Consider the following 20,350-nt stretch of genomic DNA (forward strand, 5'->3'; position numbering starts at 1 on the left):
TCAGACGATCGCTGTTATCGGTAACGAATCCGCTAACTTTATGACTTTGATCGTTTTTTTATTTCATAACCATCACAATGGATAGGTAGAGGCTATTAATTCCGCCCCATCGATCGTTACCAGACCACCAGAACAGGGTTTTGCAAAATAGCATCGGGGAAAACTGACTTAGGCAGGGATAAATAACTGAGGCACTTTCTTTAGTTATTTAATATCTCATTAACAATAAAAAACATTAATAGTCACAACCACAAATAAAAAAGCCGTTTATTCCTTACGGTATAAACGACTTTTCCGGAACATTACTGGCTCAATGGAGCACCGTCACCGCATCCTTAAGACGCCCGGCGCGGTGTTTCACCATGGCAGAGATGTGCGCGCTCTCCTCGACCAGGTCGGCATTTTTTTGCGTAATGCTGTCCAGTTCCGCCACCGCGCGGGTTAGCTCTGACAACCCGGTCGCCTGTTCGGACGTCGAGTGGCTGATCTGCGCGATGAGCTGCGTGACGTTTTTCACCTGCTCGACAATGTCATCCATCGTGCGGCCTGCGGCGTGCACCTGCTCCGAGCCGGACTGTACCCTGCTGGCGCTGGCATCAATCAGCTTGCGGATATCGTTAGCCGCATTCGCGCTGCGGCTGGCAAGGTGGCGCACTTCCCCCGCGACCACGGCAAAGCCTTTCCCCTGCTCGCCGGCTCTTGCCGCTTCAACGGCCGCATTCAGCGCCAGGATATTGGTCTGGAAAGCGATGTCGTTAATCAGGGAGGTAATCGAGCCGATGCGCTGCGTGCTATCGGCGATGTCATCCATCGTTTTCACCACGGTCTGCATCGCGTTGCCGCCTTTCGTCGCCGCGCTGCTCGCGGCGACGGAGAGTTTGTCCACTTCGGCGGCGGTTTCTGAGTTGCTCTGAACGGAAGCGGCCATCTGGTTCATCGTTGCGACGGTCTGCTGCACGTTCGCCACGGTCTGACGCGTACGATCGTTCAGCGCTTCGTTCCCCTGCGCCAGCCTGTCGCTGCCGTCACGGACGCTCATCACCTGACTTGAGACGTCATTGATGAGCCAGCGGCACATCAGCCCCAGTTGTCCTACCGCGCGCAGGGTCAGCCCCAGCTCGTCGCTGCGGTTCAGATGCTGCACGCTGTTGCGCTCGCCGGTCGCCACCTTCAGCGCCTGATGCGCGACGTTTTCGATCGGGCGGACAATTTGCTGCTCAAACAGCAGCGTTCCCAGCAGCGTTACCACGGCGGCCGCGGCGAGCGGCATCCAGCCTGCGGAGGTGGTCTCCAGGGTAGCGGCAAGCGCGGCAAAGAGCGCCGCCATCACGCTGCGTACGCGCCAGCGTAGCGGCATGGAAGGAAGTTTACCCAACCAGCCCTTACGCACCACCAGTCCTTTTTGGATGCGTTTTTTACAGCTCCCGTTATTCAGCGCCCGGTAGAGCGGCTCTACGGCAGCGATCTCTTCCTCCGTGGCTTTGGTGCGGATCGACATATACCCCGTCACCTGCCCATTCCGCACCATCGGTACCGCATTCGCGCGCACCCAGTAATGATCGCCATTTTTACGCCGGTTTTTGACAATGCCGCTCCACGGCTCACCCTGCTGCAGGGTGTACCACATATCGGCAAACGCCGCTTTTGGCATGTCGGGATGGCGCACCAGATTGTGCGGCTGGCCCATCAGCTCATCAAGCTGATAGCCACTCACCTGCACAAAGGTGTCGTTTGCATGGGTCATATAGCTGTGGACGTCGGTGGTCGACATTAAGGTGGTGTCATCGTCCAGAGGATAATTATTCTGGGTGACACAGGAAGAAGAAGACATGACGGGCATTCCTTGCAGGTTATTCGAATGTTAATTTTGTGGTTTATTGTTTTTTCGGCGGTAAACAATTTATCTTTAGTTGTTAAACTTGATGGAGATCGCAGATTTCACTTAAACCGCACTTTTTGTGAGATTTTATAATTCATTGATTCCAAATACTTTCGTAAAGAAATTACCTTTAAAGCATGACCTGTTAACGCCCACTTAAGCCGCAAGCCATGCACTCCTTTAGTGCAATTGCCTTTTTGTGCACCTGAGAATGCGGGTTGCCCTGTCCCCCCTAAATCCCGTTTCGATTGCTCCGGCATGATTAAATATTGCGCAACATAATTTTAACCTGGCGTTTATCCCGATTTTCGTTAAGTCATCTGAAGTGGCGTAATCCCTGCAATACTTAACTCAGTATCATGTGATACGCGATCCCCGGGAGCATATTTTGAACAGGTTACCTTCCAGCGCCTCGGCTCTTGCCTGTACCGCGCACGCACTGAATCTCATTGAGAAGCGAACGCTCGATCATGAGGAGATGAAACAACTTAACCGAGAGGTCATCGATTATTTTAAAGAGCATGTGAATCCTGGTTTTCTGGAGTATCGCAAATCTGTTACCGCCGGCGGGGATTACGGAGCCGTAGAGTGGCAAGCGGGAAGTCTCAACACGCTTGTCGACACCCAGGGACAGGAGTTTATAGATTGCCTGGGTGGTTTCGGTATCTTTAACGTGGGGCACCGTAATCCAGTAGTGGTTTCCGCCGTACAGAATCAACTTGCGAAACAACCTCTCCATAGTCAGGAACTGCTCGACCCTCTTCGCGCCATGCTCGCGAAAACGCTGGCGGCCTTAACGCCCGGCAAGCTGAAATACAGCTTCTTCAGCAACAGCGGCACCGAGTCGGTCGAGGCGGCGATCAAGCTCGCCAAGGCGTACCAGTCGCCACGCGGGAAATTCACCTTTATCGCCACCAGCGGCGCGTTCCACGGGAAATCCCTGGGGGCACTGTCTGCGACCGCCAAATCCACCTTCCGCAAACCGTTTATGCCGCTGCTGCCGGGCTTCCGCCACGTGCCGTTCGGCGACATTAACGCCATGCGCACCGTACTAAGCGAATGCCGTAAAACCGGCGATGACGTGGCGGCGGTGATTCTCGAGCCGATTCAGGGTGAAGGCGGCGTGATTTTGCCTCCACAGGGCTACCTGCCCGCCGTGCGTCAGCTGTGCGATGAGTTTGGCGCGCTGCTGATCCTCGACGAAGTGCAGACCGGGATGGGGCGCACCGGCAGGATGTTTGCCTGCGAGCACGAGAACGTTCAGCCGGACATACTGTGTCTTGCGAAGGCGCTCGGCGGCGGCGTGATGCCGATTGGTGCAACGGTTGCCACCGAGGAGGTGTTCTCGGTGCTGTTCGACAATCCGTTCCTGCACACCACCACCTTTGGCGGTAACCCGCTGGCCTGTGCGGCGGCGCTGGCCACCATCAACGTGCTGCTGGAGCAAAACCTGCCTGCGCAGGCGGAGCAGAAAGGCGACATGCTGCTGGATGGCTTCCGCCAGCTGGGGCGTGAGTACCCGGATCTGGTGCAGGAGGCGCGCGGCAAAGGGATGCTGATGGCAATCGAGTTTGTCGACAATGAAATCGGCTATAGCTTCGCGAGCGAGATGTTCCGCCAGCGGGTGCTGGTAGCCGGCACGCTCAACAACTCGAAAACCATCCGCATTGAGCCACCGCTGACGCTGACCATAGAGCAGTGTGAGCAGGTGCTGAAGGCGGCGCGCAAGGCGCTGGCAGCGCTGCGGGTAAGAGTAGAAGAAGTATGATTTAATCCCTCCTCTTATGGAGGAGGGAGTTATATCCACTCTAATTTCATTTCAATTTGTAATTAAACATGGCATATTGAAAATCACTCTTACATTGCCCTAAAGAACAATTCCCGTTTTAAATTAATATTTAATTTTAATAAAAGGATAGCGTTCAATAACAATGCAGAAATATCACTCTCGGCGATTGCACCTTACTGAATCAGGCTAAATAGCGCATCAAACATACCCTCCCATTCTAAAAACTAATAAATTTTTAATTAAAACCCATTTAAGAATTTCTAAGCAAAAATCAACCAGCAATAGATTGATATAATATGTCTCGCCTCATAAAATACGCTTTCGGAACATCACGAGAATGTGCAAAACACAGCGTACTGTATGATTCTGTATATTCATGATTTTTAATCTGAATAGTCTTGTATTAAGTCACCTTTAATTTTGTTTCAACTTGACAGAAAACTGTTTATTTAAAAGGATTTGTATGAAAAAGCATGTTTTAGCAATGGTTGTTGCTGCATCTATGGCAAGCGGCGTGATGATGAACGCACAGGCAGACACCACCACAGTAAGCGGCGGTACCGTTAATTTCGTCGGTCAGGTTGTTAACGCTGCCTGTTCAGTTGCTGCCGATTCTGTTGACCAGACCGTTATCCTGAGCCAGGTTCGTACCGTGAAGCTGACTCAAAGCGGAATGCTGGCGAATCAGAAAGAAGATTTCAACATTAAACTGGAAGATTGCGACACCACTGTCAGCCAGAACGCAGCGGTTATTTTCAACGCGCAGCAGGATGCAACTCAGCCGGGCGCTATGGCGAATACCGCAGGTGCAGGTTCCGCACAGAACGTGGCTCTGCAGCTGTTTGGACCGGACGGTAAAAACCTGGATCTGGGTACCACCTCTTCTGCAATCGGCCTGATCAACGGTGAAAACATTATCCCACTGAGCGTTGACTACATCGCTACAGGCGCAGCAACACCAGGTAACGTAGCATCCACCGCTACCTTCCAGATGGTTTATTCCTAATCGAATTAGGATGCTGTCATCCCTCCTTCGTACGCCTGTACGAAGGAGGGATTTTTAATATAACCGACCGTTTTATATAGATTAAATACATAGGCTTAAACGGCATGTTTTATTCTATGTATTTGATTATGTATTCAATGAAGTGATATATAAATGAAACGAATTAATACTGTATCTTTGATAACGAAGCTGATTACGCATTCTTTTTTATTCGCAGCTACGGTGCTGACTACGGCTCACGCTGGGGGGATAGGCCTGGGCGCAACGCGTATTATTTACCCTCAGGGTGATAAACAGATTTCGTTACCTATTACGAACTCGTCTCAAAGCAATGCTTTCCTGGTGCAATCGTGGGTTGCGAACGCCGATCAATCGAAGTCCACAGACTTTATTGTTACGCCTCCACTTTTTGTTATGCATCCTAAAAAAGAAAACACCATCCGGATTATGTACGCTGGCCCAGATTTGCCGAAAGACAGAGAAAGCGTTTTTTATTTCAACAGCAAAGCTATCCCCGCCGTGGATAAAAGTAAGTTGCAGGGAAATACATTGCAGATTGCGACGCAGAGCGTCATTAAGCTTTTTATTCGCCCAAAAAAATTGCCTACCCCGTCAATTGACGCGCCAAAGGCGCTGCGCTGCACGGTCAGTAACGGCAAGTTGACCATCAAAAACGCGTCGCCTTATTACGTGTCGCTGGTGCAATTCAAAGCGGGAAACGCAAAGTTAACCAATAACATGGTTCCGCCAATGAACAGCCTGGTCGTTGATCTACCTGCCGGTAGCGGGAGCCAGGTGACGTTCCAGACCGTTAACGATTTCGGTGCTACCACCCCTGTTCAGACATGCCCTGGAGCATAATTTTCCCGGAAAAATACCGAACATAGCGCGTTGAAGCAGGCAGAGAAAAATGAAGTTTCGCAAGTATCAGACAAGGATAGTCAATCATCGTTTGGCCCCTCTCACGCTGGCCATGCTCGGCGCATTCGCATCCGTTAATGCGGATGCGGGCTATTATTTCAACCCTGCCTTTCTTTCAAGCGATCCTGCGGCGGTTGCTGATTTATCACGTTTTAGTAATGCTGGTCAGGCGCCAGGGGTCTATCGCGTGGACGTATGGCTGAATGACAATTTTTTAGCCACGCGCGACGTCACGTTTAACGTGCGCAAAAATTCAACACCTACGGATGACGATACGGGGCTGACGCCCTGCCTCTCGCGTAAGTCACTTGATGCGATGGGGGTAAATGTCGATGTCTTACCCGGTCTTAAGGACGAAAAAGCGGGCAACTGTGTCGATTTGCCGGCAGCCATTCCCGCTGCCACCACATTTTTTGATTTTGAACACCAGCGCCTGAATATCAGTATTCCGCAAGCGGCGCTGCGTAATAACGCGCGCGGGTACATTCCCCCTGAGCAATGGGACGAAGGCATTAACGCCCTGTTGCTGAATTATGACTTTTCGGGTTCGCATAGTCACAATAGCGGTGATTATGGTTCGACGACAGACAACTATTTTCTGGGACTTAACAGTGGATTAAACCTGGGGCCGTGGCGGCTGCGGGATTTCTCTACATGGAGCTACAACAGCAGCGGCTCAGAGACCTACACCAACTGGGAACACATTAAAACCTATGTTGAACGTGCCGTTATCCCGCTAAAAAGCAAGCTAACAATCGGCGAGAACTATACCACTTCGGATGTCTTCGACAGCCTGCCATTCCGCGGGGTGCAGATCAATTCTGATGACAACATGCTGCCTGATAGTATGAAAGGTTTTGCGCCAACCATTCATGGGATCGCTAAATCTAACGCCCAGGTCACCATCAAACAAAACGGTTACACCATTTATCAAAGCTATGTGCCGCCCGGGGCGTTTGCCATTAACGATCTGTACCCCACCTCCTCCAGCGGTGACCTGAATGTGGAGGTCAAAGAATCTGACGGAACGATCAGCAGCTACTCTGTGCCCTATTCCGCGGTTCCGGTTTTACAGCGTGAAGGCACCGTAAAATATGCCGCCACCGCGGCCCGCTATCGCAGTAACAGCGACCAGCAGGAGGACACAAACTTTGTCCAGGGAACGCTTATCTGGGGGTTACCAAAAGGATTTACCGTCTACGGTGGTACGCAGCTGACGGAAAAATACTCTGCCTTTGCGTTGGGTACCGGGGTGAACCTGGGGAATTTTGGCGCCGTATCGGCCGATCTCACCTCCGCACAAAGCGAACTGAGCGACGGTAGCTCACATAACGGGCAGTCAATACGTTTCTTATATGCAAAATCGTTGAACGGCATGGGCACCAATTTCCAGCTGTTAGGCTATCGCTATTCCACATCCGGTTTTTATACCCTGGATGAAACCACCTATAAGCAAATGAAAGGTTATGTCGGCCAAGACGATCCCAACGACCACACCGACGACAATCAGCCCGTGTGGACCGATTATTACAATTTGTACTACACCAAACGCGGCAAGCTGCAGGCCAATATTTCCCAACAGCTGGGCACTGCCGGGTCGATTTTCCTCAACGGCAGCCAGCAAACGTACTGGCATACCGATGAAAAAAATACGCTTATTCAGCTGGGTTATAGCGGAACGGTTGCGGGCGTAACCTATAACCTGACCTACAACTACAATAAATCCCCTGGCATGAGTGAAAGCGATCGTATTTATTCTTTAACGCTCTCCTTCCCGCTCAATCTGTGGCTTCATCCAGGTGGAGATGTGACCAAACGTTTAAACAGCATTTACGCCACATACGGCATGAGCACCGATAACGACGGCAGGGTCAATAATACTGCCGGCATCAACGGAACACTGCTTGAAGACAATAACCTCAGCTACAGCGTTCAGCAGGGGTATCAGAACCAACACACTGGCGCCAGCGGAAGCATCAGCACGGAATATGATAGCGCCTACGGTAATGCGAGCCTGGGGTACAACTACAGTAACAATGGCGATTATCAACAGATCAACTACGGCCTCAGCGGCGGTATCGTCGCGCATCGCAACGGCATCACCTTAAGCCAGCCGTTGGGGGATACCAATGTCCTGATCGCCGCGCCGGGCGCAAGCAACGTGAAGGTCGAAGACGGCCCAGGGATCCATACCGACTGGCGTGGTTATGCGGTTGTGCCGTATGCCAGCGCATACCACCGTAACCGCATGGCGCTGAACACCAACTCGCTCAGCGACGATCTGGACATTGACGAGGCTGTAACCCACGTTGTTCCAACCCAGGGCGCCCTGGTTCGCGCCACCTTTAAGGCGCGCTCCGGAACGCGCGCGATGATTGCACTCATGCATAACGGGCGCCCTGTGCCCTTTGGCGCGGTTGTTACGCGCAGCGATGAAGGTGGGGACACCATCGTAGGCGATAACGGCGAAGCGTATCTGTCTGGGCTGGGCGAGACAGGGAGTCTGACAGCGCAATGGGGCGACACAGATGATAAAAAATGTGTTGCCGTTTACAAGCTAAGTGAAACAAAGCAGTCCCTCGTGCGTTTAAAAGCGGAGTGCCGATAAGTGAAAGTACGCATTATTTTTTTATTACTCAGCCTTACGGCTTCTACGCAAAGTCTGGCAGCGGTCTGCCATAACTTTGATCACAGCATTACTAACGTTAATTACGATCTGACGGCCTCGCTGACAAAAGAACAAAACCAGCTGGGGCAGGCAGTTGAACTGGTTAAATCACAGGATGTGGGCGTAAACGCCATATGTGACTATCATCCAGATGGCGATTCTCGTACCTATCGCTCATACAGGAATACCTACCCGGTGATTTTCACGGAAGACCAGTGGCAGTATATGAATCTTGACCCGATCTATATTGCAGGGGCGATGCGGATAACCGATTCCGAAATTGGTGAATATTTTCCGCCTGGAGACTATATCCATATGGGTAAAGATTACAGGGTGGATAAAGAGGATATGAACATACCTTTCCCGGTATATGACTCCAACCTGGTATTCCGGTTAAAAATTATCAAACCTTTTATCGGCACGGTCATTATCCCCAGTAAAGTGATGTTTAATGTTTATATCACCACCGAAAATACCGACCCGTTGAATGATATTGTTTATCAAATAACTTACAGCGGCGCGGTCACGGTGCCGCAAAACTGCATCATAAATGCAGGGCAAATCATTACGGTTGACCTGGGAAAACTCAACAGTTCTTCATTCACGAAAGCGGGTGAGAAACCTTCTAATGCGCCGGTAAAAACCTTTAATGTTCCCATCGAGTGTAATGCGGACGTGATTTCGCCTGCGCATCTTACGCTTCGACTGGTCGCCAACGCAGACAGCAACGTCGGCCAGGCGATCGCTACGGATAATAAAGATGTCGGCGTGGTGGTAACCAACGAAAATGGCACCGTCATGATACCTAACGACGCCTCCAGCACCGCTGATTTTATTACTGATAGTTCGGGCCATGCTGATGTCACGTTAAAAACCTACCCCATCAGCACGACAGGGAAGGCTCCGGCAGAAGGTCTGTTTACTGCGTTGGCCTGTTTACGTATCGATTTTGCGTAAGGGTGAAAAATGAGAGTCTTGTATTTTGTCGCCCTGGCGACGCTGTTCTCTGGCATAGCAACAACGTACGCCGATGAGGGTTTTACAGTTAACCTCCAGATATACGGCACAATTATCGGCGAATCGTGTGAAGTTGATGTGAACAGTAAAGAACAAACGGTTGATTTAGGCGCATTCGATATATCTGAATTTCCCGCAACCGGAACAACGACACCGGAAAAAGCGTTCACGATCGATCTTAAAAATTGTTCACGCGCCATTCAGGGGACAAAAATCTGGTTCAGCGGTATGCCGGATACCAATAACTCGGACCTGCTGGCGCTCAGCGACACGGGTAAAGGAACGGCTGGCGAAATGGCGACGGGCATTGGCGTGGAGCTTCTCAATGCCGGAATGAATCCGATTAAAATAAATAATACGGAATCCGAAATTTATCCCTTAAAGCAGGGAGATAATAGCCTGACGTTTAATTTACGGTACAAATCGACCCTGCCCGAGGTTACGACAGGGAATGCTACGGCCATCATGTATTTTGATCTGCTCTATCAGTAGGATGCGGAAATGAAAAAGTTTTTCACAATAATATTCACCGCGCTTTTTCTGGTGCCATTTTTTTCAGCGCGTACACTGGCGCACGACGGTACAATTTATATCACTGGCGTGATCCATAAAAAGACGTGCAGTATCGCGCCTGATTCTCAGAACCTGACCGTCACAATGGACAGCGTGCAAAGTAAATATTTCACCCAGTCAGGTATGGGCGCTGATTATCATCCGTTTGCTATTAATGTGGAAAACTGTGCCGGAACAGAAGGCTCAGTAAGTATTACCTTTGACGGCACACCCGATACAGCAAACCCGGATTTACTGACGCTCATCGGCGGTGAAGGCTACGCAACCGGTATCGGCGTAGGAATTTACAACCAGGACAAGTCGCTCATCTCTATGGGAAGTAAAAGCCAGAAGACGATGATTATTCCTAATCAAAGCGACGCGACTCTCCAGTTTTACGCCCGCTATGTTGCCACCGCAAACAAGGTCACCACGGGAACGGCAAATGCGACGACAACCTTTATTCTCAATTATGCGTAAGTGTGTTTATCCGGCGAAGATCCTGCTTCTCTTTTTTCTCTCCACCATCATGCTTCAGGCGCAAGCTGGCGTGGTGATCGGCGGAACGCGGTTTGTCTATCCGGAACGTGAGAAATCGATCAGCTTTTCCGTGCGTAACCCTTCTGACGAATCGTATCTGATCTACACCAAAGTCGAGCCGGGTGGCCTGTGGACTGGGGCGGATGCCCCACACGGGGTTCAATCCGCATTTGTCGCCACGCCGCAGCTGTTCTCGTTGCGTCCGCAACGCGAAAACACGATTCGGCTGATATTTACGGGGGGAACGTTGCCCAGAAATCGTGAAACGCTGTTCACGTTAAACGTTGCGGCGATCCCTTCCGCTAACCCGCACACCACGGGTGTGCAAACGGCGGTACGTTCACGCTTTAAACTTTTTTATCGACCCACCGGGCTCACCGGCAATCCCGATGATGCTTATCAGGCCTTACGCTGGTCACGAAACAAAAAAAACGTCATTGTGAATAATCCGACGCCTTACTACATCACGCTTTATCAGCTCAGCCTCGGCGGTAAGCACATCGCTGATGGCGGCCTTGTCGCCCCTTTTAGCGAGCGAGCGCTCGAGGGTTGTCCAGACCCAGGGGTATGCCAGGTGCGCTGGCAAGCGATTAATGACTATGGACGCATTATGCCTGTTCGTACACAGGCACTGGCGTCCTAGTCCCGTCTCTCTCTTTTACGGAATAACATCAATGGAAGTTTCAACCTCCCTTCGTCGCCTTTCGCTTCTGCTGGCTGCGACCCTGACTTTCTCAGCCGCAGCGCTGGCAGAGCAAGCGACGCCACAGCAGATTGAACAAACAGGAAAAGCCGCCGAAGCGTATTTCGCCGCCCATCCTGAAAAAATGGGTGAAATTGTCTCTACCTATCTCGCTGAACATCCTGAATTTTTAGTTGCGGCAGGGGAAAGCCTTCGCCAGCGTCAGGAGATAGCGCAGCAACAGGCCATGGTGCAAAATGTCATCCTCCATCGCGAGCAGCTGCTTGCTGGCGGCGATCCTGTTGTCGGGCCCGCCAACGCAAAAGTCGCCGTGGTGTCTTTTGTGGATGAGCAATGCGTGAACTGCAACGTCACAGAAACGCTTATCCATGCCAACCCGGATATCCGTTTTATCTTTAAAAAATTGCCTTCGGCCGGGTCGGCAAACAAAGTGTTACAGGACAATGTGAAGCTCGTGAAGCAGATCGGTTTTGCCAACGCGCCGGCGTTTGTGGTTTTACCTCAGGAAAAAGATCCGGTCATTCAGCGCATTAGCGTGATGTCAGGAAACGTCTCTTCCGATGCATTAATCATGGCGATCCAGAAAGCCAAAGGATAAGCCAGGATGCCCGATAACGCGCATGAGTGCGTCATCGGGCATCGAATTACTCCGGCAACAGCCCCACAAAACTGCGTTTTTTGCGCGGCTCCGACATCAGCTCCTCAAGCTTGTCCACGCACGCCAGATAGTGCGGGGTTTGCTTATGCGCCAGCACCGCCGCTTCGTCTTTGTAGGCCTCGTAGATAAAGAACCGGGTTTTCACCCTCGGGTCCTGCAACACGTCAAAGCGCAGGTTTCCCGGCTCCCTGATGGCCCCCTCGTGGTTGGCGCGAAACACCTCCAGAAACTCGTCCACCCGCTCGGGCTTGATGTTAATCTCAACCAGCGTCACGTTCATTTTGCTTCTCCCTGTTTCTCTTCCTGCCAGAACTGGAACGCCTCCCGGGCGCTCACGTTCTCGTGAACCACTTTTTTCACCGCTTTCAGCATGGCGAGCGGCGCGCTGGACTGGAAGATATTGCGTCCCATGTCCACGCCGGACGCCCCCTGATCAATCGCCCGCCAGCACATCTCCAGCGCCTCGAGCTCCGGCAGCTTTTTGCCCCCGGCGATCACAATAGGCACCGGGCAGCTGGCGGTCACTTTTTCAAAGCCCTCGTCCACGTAGTAGGTTTTGACGAACTGCGCCCCCATTTCGGCGGCGATGCGGCTGGCGAGCGAGAAGTAGCGCGCGTCGCGGGCCATCTCCTTGCCGACGCCCGTTACCGCCAGCGTTGGCATGCCGTAGCGTGCCCCTGCATCGACAAGCTTGATGATGTTGTTGATAGACTGATGCTCAAACTCGCTTCCGATATACACCTGCGCCGCCACCGCGCAGACGTTCAGGCGCAGGGCATCCTCCATTGCCACCGCCACGCACTCGTTCGAGAGTTCCCCCAGAATGGAGTTACCGCCGGAGGCGCGCAGCACCACCGGTTTGTTTGTCGCGGCGGGCACCTGGCTCCTGAGAATGCCGCGGGTACACATCAGCACGTCTGTTTCACCGAACAGCGGCGCAATGGAGAGATCGATACGCTCAAGGCCGGTGGTCGGCCCCTGAAAGTAGCCGTGGTCAAAGGCCAGCATCACCGTGCGGTTGCTCTGCGGGTTAAAGATGCGCGCCAGGCGGGACTGCATGCCCCAGTCCAGCGAGCCGCAGCCCTTCAGCGTGAACGGCACATTCTGCTGCGGCGTGCCAATGCCAAAATCCTTGCCGTCTTTTATGTCGTCTAAATCAGCCATTTGCTCCCCCGTCAGAAATCGTATTTGCTGATGTTCTCTTTGGTGAACACCACCCGCTCCGGCAGCAGCACGATGCCGTTGCCCTTCGCCTCATACTGATAGCCCTGCACGCTGTTCGGCTCCACCTTCAGCGCGCCGATACCTTTTACGTCCACGCTGTCGCCAGGGTTAAGATCGCCTTTTTTCAGCAGACGATCGGCGACATTGACCGCAATTTTGCCCTGTTGTACGACATCCCACAGGCCGAAGGCTTTCACCGTCCCGCGCTCAACGTACGGGCGCATAACATTCGGCGTGCTGAAGCCGACAATCGCCACCCCTTCCCGCTTCAGGTTTTCCGCCGCCTGCGCCGCCGCCGGCAGGGCGTTGGCGTCCGGCGCGATGATCGCGTCCAGATCCGGATACGCTTTTAAGATCCCCTCGGCGGTCTGCAGAGATTTGGTGGCGTCGTTATAGCCAAACTGGGTGGTCACGACCTGCCACTGGGGGTGATCTTTCTCGATTTTGGCCTTCGCCTCTTTCACCCACTGGTTCTGGTCGGTGACGGTGGGGCTGGAGTAGAAGAACGCCACTTTGGCATTCGGTTTGGTGACCTGCTTGCCCGCCATCTCTACCAGCAGGCCGCCCAGCTGTTCCGGCGTCCCCTGGTTGATATAAATGCTGCGGCACTCCGGTTTGGTGTCGGAATCCCAGGTCAGCACCTTCACGCCGCGCTGCATCGCGCGCTTCAGCGCCGGGCAGAGGCCGTCCGGCGACACGGCGGAGACGATAATGGCGTTATAGCCCTGGTTGACGAAGTTATTGATGAGCTGCACCTGGCCGGAAACGCTCGGCTCTGTCGGGCCGTCGTAGGTCACGTCCACGCCAAGATCTTTCCCCGCCTCTTTCGCGCCGTTGCCGCCGCTGGTGAAGAAACCCACGCCCACCAGCTTGGGGATAAAGGCAATGCGGTCCGCCGCCTGCGCCGAAGCGAAGCTGAGGGCCATTGCCAGGACGAGCAGTTTTGTTTTCATCTTACGCTCCGGATAGTTTTCTGAAGAGAGATCGCACCCATTCGCGGTGCAGACTTAGCGAACGTCCCATCACCACCACAACCAGCAGCGCCCCCGACAGCGCGCTCGACACCTGGTTGGGGATGCCGACCATCTGTAATCCCTGCTGGAGATACCCCACCAGCAGCGCCGCCAGCGCCGTACCCAGCACCGACCCTGAACCCCCGTAAATATTTGCCCCGCCGAGTACGGCGGCGGTGAGCGCGGGCATCAGCAAATCGCGCCCCAGATCCGAACGCGCAGAGCCGAAATAGGAGACCATCACCAGCGCGGCCACCGCCGACGCCACGCCGACCAGACCGTACAGCGCGTAGGGCATGCCGTTCACCGACAGCGCCGCATAGCGCGCCGCGCGCGGATTCTGGCCGATTAAAAACAGATGGCGGCCAAAGCGCCCGCGATGGGTAATCAGCCAGAAAAAGGCGGTAATCACCGCGAACAGCACCAGCGGGATTGGCAGCCCCAGCACGGTGAGGTTAGCGAACGCGGTAAAGCTGTCCGGGAAGCCGCCGATGCCCTCGTAGCCCGTCGCCCCCGCCATGCCGGAGAGCAGCAGCGCGCCGCCGCCGTAGAGGTAGAGCGTGCCGAGGGTAATGACTAAAGGGCTAATGCCGGTGTAGTGGATCAGCGCCGCATTCACCAGCCCACACAGCAGGCCAAGCAGCAGCGTCAGAGGAATAGCGACCGCCATCGGCCACCCGGCCTGCATCATCACCCCCAGCGCAATCGCGCACAGGCCGATGGTGGAGCCCAGCGAAATGTCGATCCCGCCACTGATAATCACCAGCGTCAGCGGCAGCGCCACGATGCCGATGCAGATGAAATCGCTGGTGCTGAACAGCAACATGTTAACGTCGAGCATGCGCGGGTTAATGGCGCCGAAGAGCAGGATCTCCAGCACCAGCAATATCAGTAGCGCGCTTTCCCAGTTGAGCCTCATTTACGCCACCTCTTTGTTGCGTTTGGTAAAGGGGGTGACGTGCTTTCCCCCTCGGTTGCCCGGCTGGAAGCGACCGTACTTGAGCGCCCGCTGATGACGCGCCAGCGCCTGGCGCAGCCGCCCGTCGAGCACCAGCACGCCCAGCAGCACCAGCCCGGCAATAAAGTCGTTCCACCACGCCGGTAGCCTGAACAGCACCAGCACGGTGTCGATTTGAGTAAGGAAAAACGCGCCGAGGAACGCACCGACCAGCGTGCCGGTGCCGCCCAGCAGCGAAATACCGCCGAGCACACAGGCGGCGATGGCCTTCATCTCCAGCCCGCTGCCGGTCTGGTTGGGCACAAAGCCAATCTGCGCGGCAAAAACAATCCCGGCGCTGGCCGCCAGCACGCCGTTGAGGGTGAAGGCGATCATGCGGGTGCGGTTCACCGCCACGCCCAGCTGACGCGCGGCGGCGAGGTTATCCCCCACGGCGTAGAAATCACGCCCGAACGCGGTGCGCGATAGCCCCCACGCGCCAACGACAACGAGAATCAACACTCCCACGCCGAGCGGTGAAATGCCGATGGCGGCGGGTTCAGAGAGGGATTTCAGCCCCGGCGGCAGCCCCTCAATCCACTTTCCGCCCGTCCAGAGCAGCATCGCCCCGCGATACAGCCCCAGCGTGCCGAGGGTGGCGACAATCGCCGGAATGCGCAGCCCCACCACCAGCAACCCGTTGAACGCCCCGGCCAGCGCGCCAATCGACAGCGCAAAAAGTATCGATACCGGCAGGCTGTAGCCACCGTTGAGCGCCACGCCGACGGCGATGGCGGACAGCCCGACGGTAGACCCCACGGAAACGTCGATATTGCGGGTCAGCATCACCAGCGCCGCGCCGATGGCCAGCAGGATCAGGATCTGCGCGCTGGCGAAGATCATCCCCAGCGTTTGCAGGCTGAAGTAGGACGGATTCAGCGCCACCAGCACGGCGAACAGCGCCAGAATGGCAAGAAACGCGCTCAGCTCGCGGTTTTTGAGTAAGATCTTCATGATTGTCCTCCAAACGCCAGCGCCATCATCCGATCGAGGCTGACGGCGTGGCGCGGCAGCTCGCCGCTGAGTACGCCCTGATGCATCACCAGCACGCGGTCCGCGAGGCCGGGAAACTCATCGAGATCGCTTGAGATCATCAGCACCGCAACATTCTGCGCCGCCACGCTTTTAATGAGCTGGTAGATATCGGCACGCGCCGACACGTCCACGCCGCGCGTCGGCTCATCGACGATCAGCAATAAAGGATTGGCCTCCAGACAGCGCGCCAGCAGCACCTTCTGCTGGTTGCCGCCGGAGAGCGTGCGCACGGTTTGATCCGCATGATTGAGCTTGATCCCCAGCGCCCGGTGATAGCGCTCCACCACCGCAGACTCCCGCTTTCGCTGCTGCCAGAGCGACGGCTCGTTCAGCGCCACCGTGTTCCAGCGGACAGGCGCGTCGAGAAACAGGCCGGACACCTGCCTGTCTTCCGGCAGATAAACCAGCCCTTTTTCCAGACGTAAACCCACCGGATCGGAGGTGATCTCCCGGCTCTCCAGCCACACCCGCCCGCCGCGTACGGGACGCAGGCCATAGAGCGTTTCGGCAAACTCGGTGCGCCCGGATCCGACCAGTCCGGCAAGGCCGACGATCTCCCCGGCGTAAATCTCCAGGCTGAGATCGATAAAGCCCTCTCCGGTGAGATCTTCCACGCGCAGCACCGGAAAATCCTGCGGCTGGGTGCGGCGGTTTCCCGGCAGCGCCAGCCACAGCTTTTGCGCATCGCTTAAGCCTTTCTCGCGGCTGACCGGCGTCATGGCGGCGATCAGGGCGCTATCGTCGAACTGTCTGGTTTCATCGCTCAGCACCACCGCGCCGTCGCGCATCACCGAGACGTGGCTCGACAGCGTGCGGATTTCCGGCAGCTTATGCGAGATAAAGACAATCCCGACGCCGAACGCCTGTAAGGCGCGGATCTGGCGAAACAGCCGTTCGGTTTCGCCGGGCGTCAGCGAGGCCGTGGGCTCGTCTAGGATCAGAATTCTGGCGTTGCGCATCAGCCCGCGCAGGATCTCCACCATCTGCTGGTCCGCCACTTCCAGGGTGCTGGCCGTTGCGTCGAGATTAAGCTGACATTGCAGCTGCTGGAGTTTCTCCGCCAGCCGCTTTTCCCGATCGCGCTCGCGCGGCAGGCGGAACAGGATGTTTTCCCTCACGGTCAGGTTGGGGAAAAGCAGAGGCTCCTGCGGCACCAGATAAATGCCTAACCGGTGCGCCTGCGCCGGGGTAAGCCGTGCAAAAGACTCGCCCGCTACCGAAAGTTCACCGCCGTCCGGCGTCTCGACCCCGGCGATGATCTTCATCAGCGTCGATTTTCCCGCGCCGTTCCCGCCCATCAGCGCGTGCACCTGCCCCGCAAGCAGCGTGAAATCAATGCCTTTTAGAACCGGCACGCCTGAGAACTGCTTGCTGATATTTCGCGCGTTGAGAAGTGGTGTCATCATCACTCCGCTATTGAACAAATGATTTTTAGATTTAATAATGTTCAAAAGCGTAGACGGTGAACTATATTTACAACCGTGCAGGGATCACAGTTTTATCGATTGAGATTCAGATTAACCAGAAACGATCTAAAAGATCCGTTTTGCCGCGTGGCTCACATTTTCACGCCGCGCCATTACGAACATATGATCTAAATTTTTATAAGAGTTCAATTATGAGCGATAAACGCACTGCGGAAGAAGGACGGTTTGCCGGGCTGGCACTGGCGGAAGAGGAGCTGGTGGCGCGCGTCGCCTGGTGCTACTACCACGACGGGCTGACCCAGAATGATATCGGCGAACGGCTCGGTCTGCCGCGCCTGAAGATCTCCCGCCTGCTGGAGAAAGGCCGCCAGTCGGGGGTGATCCGCGTGCAGATCAACTCCCGCTACGAGGGCTGCCTGTCGCTGGAAACCGAGCTACAGCAGCGCTTTGGCCTGAAGCTGGTGCGCGTGATGCCTGCCCTAAATACCCCGCCGATGAACGTGCGGCTGGGCATTGGCGCGGCGCAGTCGCTGATGGGCGTGCTGGAGCCCGGCCAGCTGCTGGCGGTGGGGTTCGGTGAAACCACCATGAGCAGCCTGCAACACTTAAGCGGCTTTATCAGCTCGCAGCAGATCCGCCTCGTGACGCTGTCCGGCGGCGTCGGGCCGTATATGACCGGTATCGGCCAGCTGGATGCGGCCTGTAGCGTCAGCATGATCCCCGCCCCGCTTCGCGTCTCATCTGCGGAAGTCGCCGGGATCTTAAAACGTGAAACCAGCGTGCGGGACGTGATCCTCGCCGCGACCGCCGCTGACGTGGCGGTGGTCGGCATTGGTTCCGTGAACCAGCGCCGTGACGCGACGATACTGCGCTCCGGCTATATCAGCGAAGGTGAACAGCTGATGTACGCCCGCAAAGGGGCGGTCGGCGACATTCTCGGCTATTTCCTCAATGCCGAAGGGGAGTGCGTCGAGGAGCTGGAGATCCATAAAGAATTACTGGGCGTCACGCTCGATGAACTGGCGCAACTGCCCACCATCGTCGGCGTGGCCGGAGGGGAAGAGAAAGCCGATGCGATTTATGCCGCACTGAAAGGTCGCCGTATTAATGGCCTGGTGACGGAAGAGACGACAGCCCGCGCGGTGCTGGCTCTGGCCGAATAAGAGTCGCCCTGCGCTAATAGCGAGGCAAGCTCATGAGTTACCTTTTAGCGTTAGATGCAGGGACAGGCAGCGTTCGCGCCGTGATTTTCGATTTACAGGGCAACCAGATTGCCGTCGGCCAGGCCGAGTGGAAGCACCTGAGCGTGGAGAACGTGCCGGGGTCGATGGAGTTCGATCTCGACACCAACTGGCAGCTGGCCTGCCGGTGCATTCAGCAGGCGCTGGAGCGCGCGCGCCTGAGCGCGGCGGATATTCAGTCCGTCGCCTGCTGTTCGATGCGCGAAGGGATCGTGCTGTACGACCGCAGCGGCGAGGCCATCTGGGCCTGCGCCAACGTCGACGCCCGCGCCAGCCGCGAGGTGGCTGAACTCAAAGAGATCCACGACTACCGTTTTGAATCCGAAGTGTATGACGTTTCCGGCCAGACGCTTGCCCTTAGCGCCATGCCGCGCCTGCTCTGGCTGGCGCATCATCGCCCGGATATTTATCGTAAGGCCGCCACTATCACCATGATCAGCGACTGGCTGGCGGCAAAGCTCTCCGGCGAGCTGGCGGTCGATCCGTCTAACGCGGGCACCACCGGCATGCTGGATCTCTTTTCACGCGACTGGCGTCCGGCGCTGCTCGACATGGCCGGGCTGCGCGCCGATATTCTCTCGCCGGTAAAAGAGACCGGCACCGTGCTGGGGGCCATCACGAAAGAAGCCGCACAGCAGAGCGGTTTACGCGAGGGCACGCCGGTAGTGATGGGCGGCGGCGACGTGCAGCTGGGCTGCCTGGGGCTGGGCGTTGTCCGCGCCGGACAAACGGCGGTGCTGGGCGGCACCTTCTGGCAGCAGGTGGTTAACCTGCCGCAGGTGCGCACCGACCCTGAGATGAACATCCGCGTGAACCCGCACGTTATCCCCGGCATGGCACAGGCGGAGTCGATCAGCTTCTTTACCGGGCTGACCATGCGCTGGTTCCGCGACGCCTTTTGCGCCGAAGAGAAGCTGATTGCCGAGCGGATGGGGATGGACACCTATTCCCTGCTGGAAGAGATGGCGGGCCGCGTACCCGCTGGCTCCCACGGCGTAATGCCAATCTTCTCCGACGCGATGCATTTCAAGCAGTGGTACCACGCCGCGCCGTCGTTTATTAACCTCTCTATCGACCCGGAAAAGTGCAACAAAGCGACGCTGTTCCGCGCCCTGGAGGAGAACGCGGCAATCGTCTCGGCCTGCAACCTGGCGCAGATTTCGCGCTTCTCCGGCGTGACGTTTGATAGCCTGGTGTTTGCGGGCGGTGGCGCAAAAGGCGCCCTGTGGAGCCAGATTTTAAGCGACGTCACCGGCCTGCCGGTGCGCGTGCCGGAAGTCAAAGAGGCAACGGCGCTCGGCTGCGCCATTGCCGCCGGAACGGGTGCGGGGCTGTTTGCGGATATGGCCTCGACGGGCGAGCGGCTGGTGAAGTGGAGCCGCGAGTTTACGCCAAACCCGCAGCACCGGGAGCTGTACGACGGCATGATGGAGAAGTGGCAGGCGGTGTACGCGGATCAGCTCGGGCTGGTGGACAGCGGGCTGACCACGTCGATGTGGCAGGCGCCGGGGTTAGCGCGGGCAGCGACGCCGTAAATAACGCCGGATGGCGCTGCGCTTATCCGTCCTGGGGTTTTGTAGCCCCGGTAAGCGTAGCGCCACCGGGGAAGTTCTTTGAGATCTATCACAATCATTCGATCCCGCTTTTACCTTTCTGCTGCCGCTGGCTAAATTAGTAACT

18 protein-coding genes are annotated in these 20,350 nt (G+C 55.7%); 11 read left to right on the forward strand and 7 right to left on the reverse strand.

Going from position 1 to position 20,350, the window contains the following annotated elements; genetic code table 11:
- Positions 1 to 310: 310 nt before the first annotated feature.
- Entirely contained in the window at positions 311 to 1,831 is a 1,521-nt protein-coding gene (locus IM291_RS19220; protein WP_192987511.1) for a PAS domain-containing methyl-accepting chemotaxis protein, read from the reverse strand.
- A gap of 436 nt (positions 1,832 to 2,267) precedes the next feature.
- Here IM291_RS19220 and ygjG point away from each other — a divergent pair, with 436 nt between their 5' ends.
- From ygjG to IM291_RS19265, 9 genes are all read left to right on the forward strand, one after another.
- Entirely contained in the window at positions 2,268 to 3,647 is a 1,380-nt protein-coding gene (gene ygjG, locus IM291_RS19225) for a putrescine aminotransferase (RefSeq protein ID WP_185860329.1), read from the forward strand.
- Between the two features lie 484 nt (positions 3,648 to 4,131).
- A complete protein-coding gene (locus tag IM291_RS19230) occupies positions 4,132 to 4,674 on the forward strand; it encodes a fimbrial protein BcfA (RefSeq protein WP_028014482.1) in 543 nt (180 codons plus the stop codon).
- A gap of 153 nt (positions 4,675 to 4,827) precedes the next feature.
- Complete coding sequence (locus tag IM291_RS19235) at positions 4,828 to 5,535, forward strand: fimbria/pilus periplasmic chaperone (protein WP_028014483.1); 708 nt, start codon at positions 4,828 to 4,830, stop codon at positions 5,533 to 5,535.
- Positions 5,536 to 5,584: 49 nt separating this feature from the next.
- Positions 5,585 to 8,203, forward strand: a complete 2,619-nt coding sequence (locus IM291_RS19240) for a fimbrial biogenesis usher protein (RefSeq protein ID WP_063155310.1) — start codon at positions 5,585 to 5,587, stop codon at positions 8,201 to 8,203.
- Positions 8,204 to 9,220: a fimbrial protein gene (locus IM291_RS19245; protein ID WP_049000025.1), complete on the forward strand. Its 1,017-nt coding sequence runs from the start codon at positions 8,204 to 8,206 to the stop codon at positions 9,218 to 9,220.
- A 9-nt stretch (positions 9,221 to 9,229) separates the two neighbouring features.
- Positions 9,230 to 9,772, forward strand: coding sequence for a fimbrial protein (locus IM291_RS19250; protein WP_049137051.1), 543 nt, complete (start codon positions 9,230 to 9,232; stop codon positions 9,770 to 9,772).
- A gap of 9 nt (positions 9,773 to 9,781) precedes the next feature.
- Positions 9,782 to 10,312, forward strand: a complete 531-nt coding sequence (locus IM291_RS19255) for a fimbrial protein (RefSeq protein WP_028014487.1) — start codon at positions 9,782 to 9,784, stop codon at positions 10,310 to 10,312.
- The gene (locus IM291_RS19260; RefSeq protein WP_226840440.1) at positions 10,278 to 11,015 is read left to right on the forward strand and encodes a molecular chaperone; all 738 of its coding nucleotides are present in this window, start codon (positions 10,278 to 10,280) and stop codon (positions 11,013 to 11,015) included. The genes IM291_RS19255 and IM291_RS19260 overlap by 35 nt, the downstream gene beginning before the upstream one ends.
- 31 nt (positions 11,016 to 11,046) lie before the next feature.
- On the forward strand, positions 11,047 to 11,673 hold the full coding sequence (locus IM291_RS19265; RefSeq protein ID WP_028014489.1) for a hypothetical protein: 627 nt from the start codon (positions 11,047 to 11,049) through the stop codon (positions 11,671 to 11,673).
- A 46-nt stretch (positions 11,674 to 11,719) separates the two neighbouring features.
- Here the strand turns inward: IM291_RS19265 and lsrG are convergent, their stop codons facing one another.
- From lsrG to lsrA, 6 genes are read right to left on the reverse strand one after another with little or no spacing between them, the layout of a single operon-like run.
- Positions 11,720 to 12,013: a (4S)-4-hydroxy-5-phosphonooxypentane-2,3-dione isomerase gene (lsrG, locus tag IM291_RS19270; RefSeq protein WP_028014490.1), complete on the reverse strand. Its 294-nt coding sequence runs from the start codon at positions 12,011 to 12,013 to the stop codon at positions 11,720 to 11,722.
- On the reverse strand, positions 12,010 to 12,897 hold the full coding sequence (gene lsrF, locus IM291_RS19275) for a 3-hydroxy-5-phosphonooxypentane-2,4-dione thiolase (RefSeq protein WP_028014491.1): 888 nt from the start codon (positions 12,895 to 12,897) through the stop codon (positions 12,010 to 12,012). The genes lsrG and lsrF overlap by 4 nt, the downstream gene beginning before the upstream one ends.
- A gap of 11 nt (positions 12,898 to 12,908) precedes the next feature.
- Positions 12,909 to 13,910: an autoinducer 2 ABC transporter substrate-binding protein LsrB gene (gene lsrB / locus IM291_RS19280; RefSeq protein ID WP_045260120.1), complete on the reverse strand. Its 1,002-nt coding sequence runs from the start codon at positions 13,908 to 13,910 to the stop codon at positions 12,909 to 12,911.
- Position 13,911: 1 nt separating this feature from the next.
- Complete coding sequence (gene lsrD / locus IM291_RS19285) at positions 13,912 to 14,889, reverse strand: autoinducer 2 ABC transporter permease LsrD (RefSeq protein ID WP_192987512.1); 978 nt, start codon at positions 14,887 to 14,889, stop codon at positions 13,912 to 13,914.
- Positions 14,890 to 15,921, reverse strand: coding sequence for an autoinducer 2 ABC transporter permease LsrC (gene lsrC / locus IM291_RS19290; RefSeq protein WP_192987513.1), 1,032 nt, complete (start codon positions 15,919 to 15,921; stop codon positions 14,890 to 14,892).
- Complete coding sequence (gene lsrA / locus IM291_RS19295; RefSeq protein WP_192987531.1) at positions 15,918 to 17,405, reverse strand: autoinducer 2 ABC transporter ATP-binding protein LsrA; 1,488 nt, start codon at positions 17,403 to 17,405, stop codon at positions 15,918 to 15,920. Before lsrA ends, lsrC begins: the two co-directional genes overlap by 4 nt.
- A gap of 215 nt (positions 17,406 to 17,620) precedes the next feature.
- Here lsrA and lsrR point away from each other — a divergent pair, with 215 nt between their 5' ends.
- Positions 17,621 to 18,592 carry a transcriptional regulator LsrR gene (gene lsrR / locus IM291_RS19300; protein ID WP_045260116.1) on the forward strand — a complete coding sequence of 324 codons (972 nt, stop codon included), beginning with the start codon at positions 17,621 to 17,623 and terminating at the stop codon, positions 18,590 to 18,592.
- Between the two features lie 32 nt (positions 18,593 to 18,624).
- Positions 18,625 to 20,205, forward strand: a complete 1,581-nt coding sequence (gene lsrK, locus IM291_RS19305; RefSeq protein WP_192987514.1) for an autoinducer-2 kinase — start codon at positions 18,625 to 18,627, stop codon at positions 20,203 to 20,205.
- The last annotated feature ends 145 nt before the right edge of the window (positions 20,206 to 20,350 follow it).

The organism is Enterobacter cloacae complex sp. P27C, assembly GCF_014895705.1.
Classification (GTDB): Bacteria; Pseudomonadota; Gammaproteobacteria; order Enterobacterales; family Enterobacteriaceae; genus Enterobacter; species Enterobacter bugandensis.

Coding starts and splice junctions, on each gene's coding strand:
- IM291_RS19220 (WP_192987511.1), bottom strand. CDS start 1,831: ATGTCTTCTTCTTCCTGTGTCACCCAGAATAATTATCCTCTGGACGAT.
- IM291_RS19230 (WP_028014482.1), top strand. CDS start 4,132: ATGAAAAAGCATGTTTTAGCAATGGTTGTTGCTGCATCTATGGCAAGC.
- IM291_RS19235 (WP_028014483.1), top strand. CDS start 4,828: ATGAAACGAATTAATACTGTATCTTTGATAACGAAGCTGATTACGCAT.
- IM291_RS19240 (WP_063155310.1), top strand. CDS start 5,585: ATGAAGTTTCGCAAGTATCAGACAAGGATAGTCAATCATCGTTTGGCC.
- IM291_RS19250 (WP_049137051.1), top strand. CDS start 9,230: ATGAGAGTCTTGTATTTTGTCGCCCTGGCGACGCTGTTCTCTGGCATA.
- IM291_RS19255 (WP_028014487.1), top strand. CDS start 9,782: ATGAAAAAGTTTTTCACAATAATATTCACCGCGCTTTTTCTGGTGCCA.
- IM291_RS19260 (WP_226840440.1), top strand. CDS start 10,278: ATGCGACGACAACCTTTATTCTCAATTATGCGTAAGTGTGTTTATCCG.
- IM291_RS19265 (WP_028014489.1), top strand. CDS start 11,047: ATGGAAGTTTCAACCTCCCTTCGTCGCCTTTCGCTTCTGCTGGCTGCG.
- lsrG (WP_028014490.1), bottom strand. CDS start 12,013: ATGAACGTGACGCTGGTTGAGATTAACATCAAGCCCGAGCGGGTGGAC.
- lsrF (WP_028014491.1), bottom strand. CDS start 12,897: ATGGCTGATTTAGACGACATAAAAGACGGCAAGGATTTTGGCATTGGC.
- lsrB (WP_045260120.1), bottom strand. CDS start 13,910: ATGAAAACAAAACTGCTCGTCCTGGCAATGGCCCTCAGCTTCGCTTCG.
- lsrD (WP_192987512.1), bottom strand. CDS start 14,889: ATGAGGCTCAACTGGGAAAGCGCGCTACTGATATTGCTGGTGCTGGAG.
- lsrC (WP_192987513.1), bottom strand. CDS start 15,921: ATGAAGATCTTACTCAAAAACCGCGAGCTGAGCGCGTTTCTTGCCATT.
- lsrA (WP_192987531.1), bottom strand. CDS start 17,405: ATGACACCACTTCTCAACGCGCGAAATATCAGCAAGCAGTTCTCAGGC.
- lsrR (WP_045260116.1), top strand. CDS start 17,621: ATGAGCGATAAACGCACTGCGGAAGAAGGACGGTTTGCCGGGCTGGCA.
- lsrK (WP_192987514.1), top strand. CDS start 18,625: ATGAGTTACCTTTTAGCGTTAGATGCAGGGACAGGCAGCGTTCGCGCC.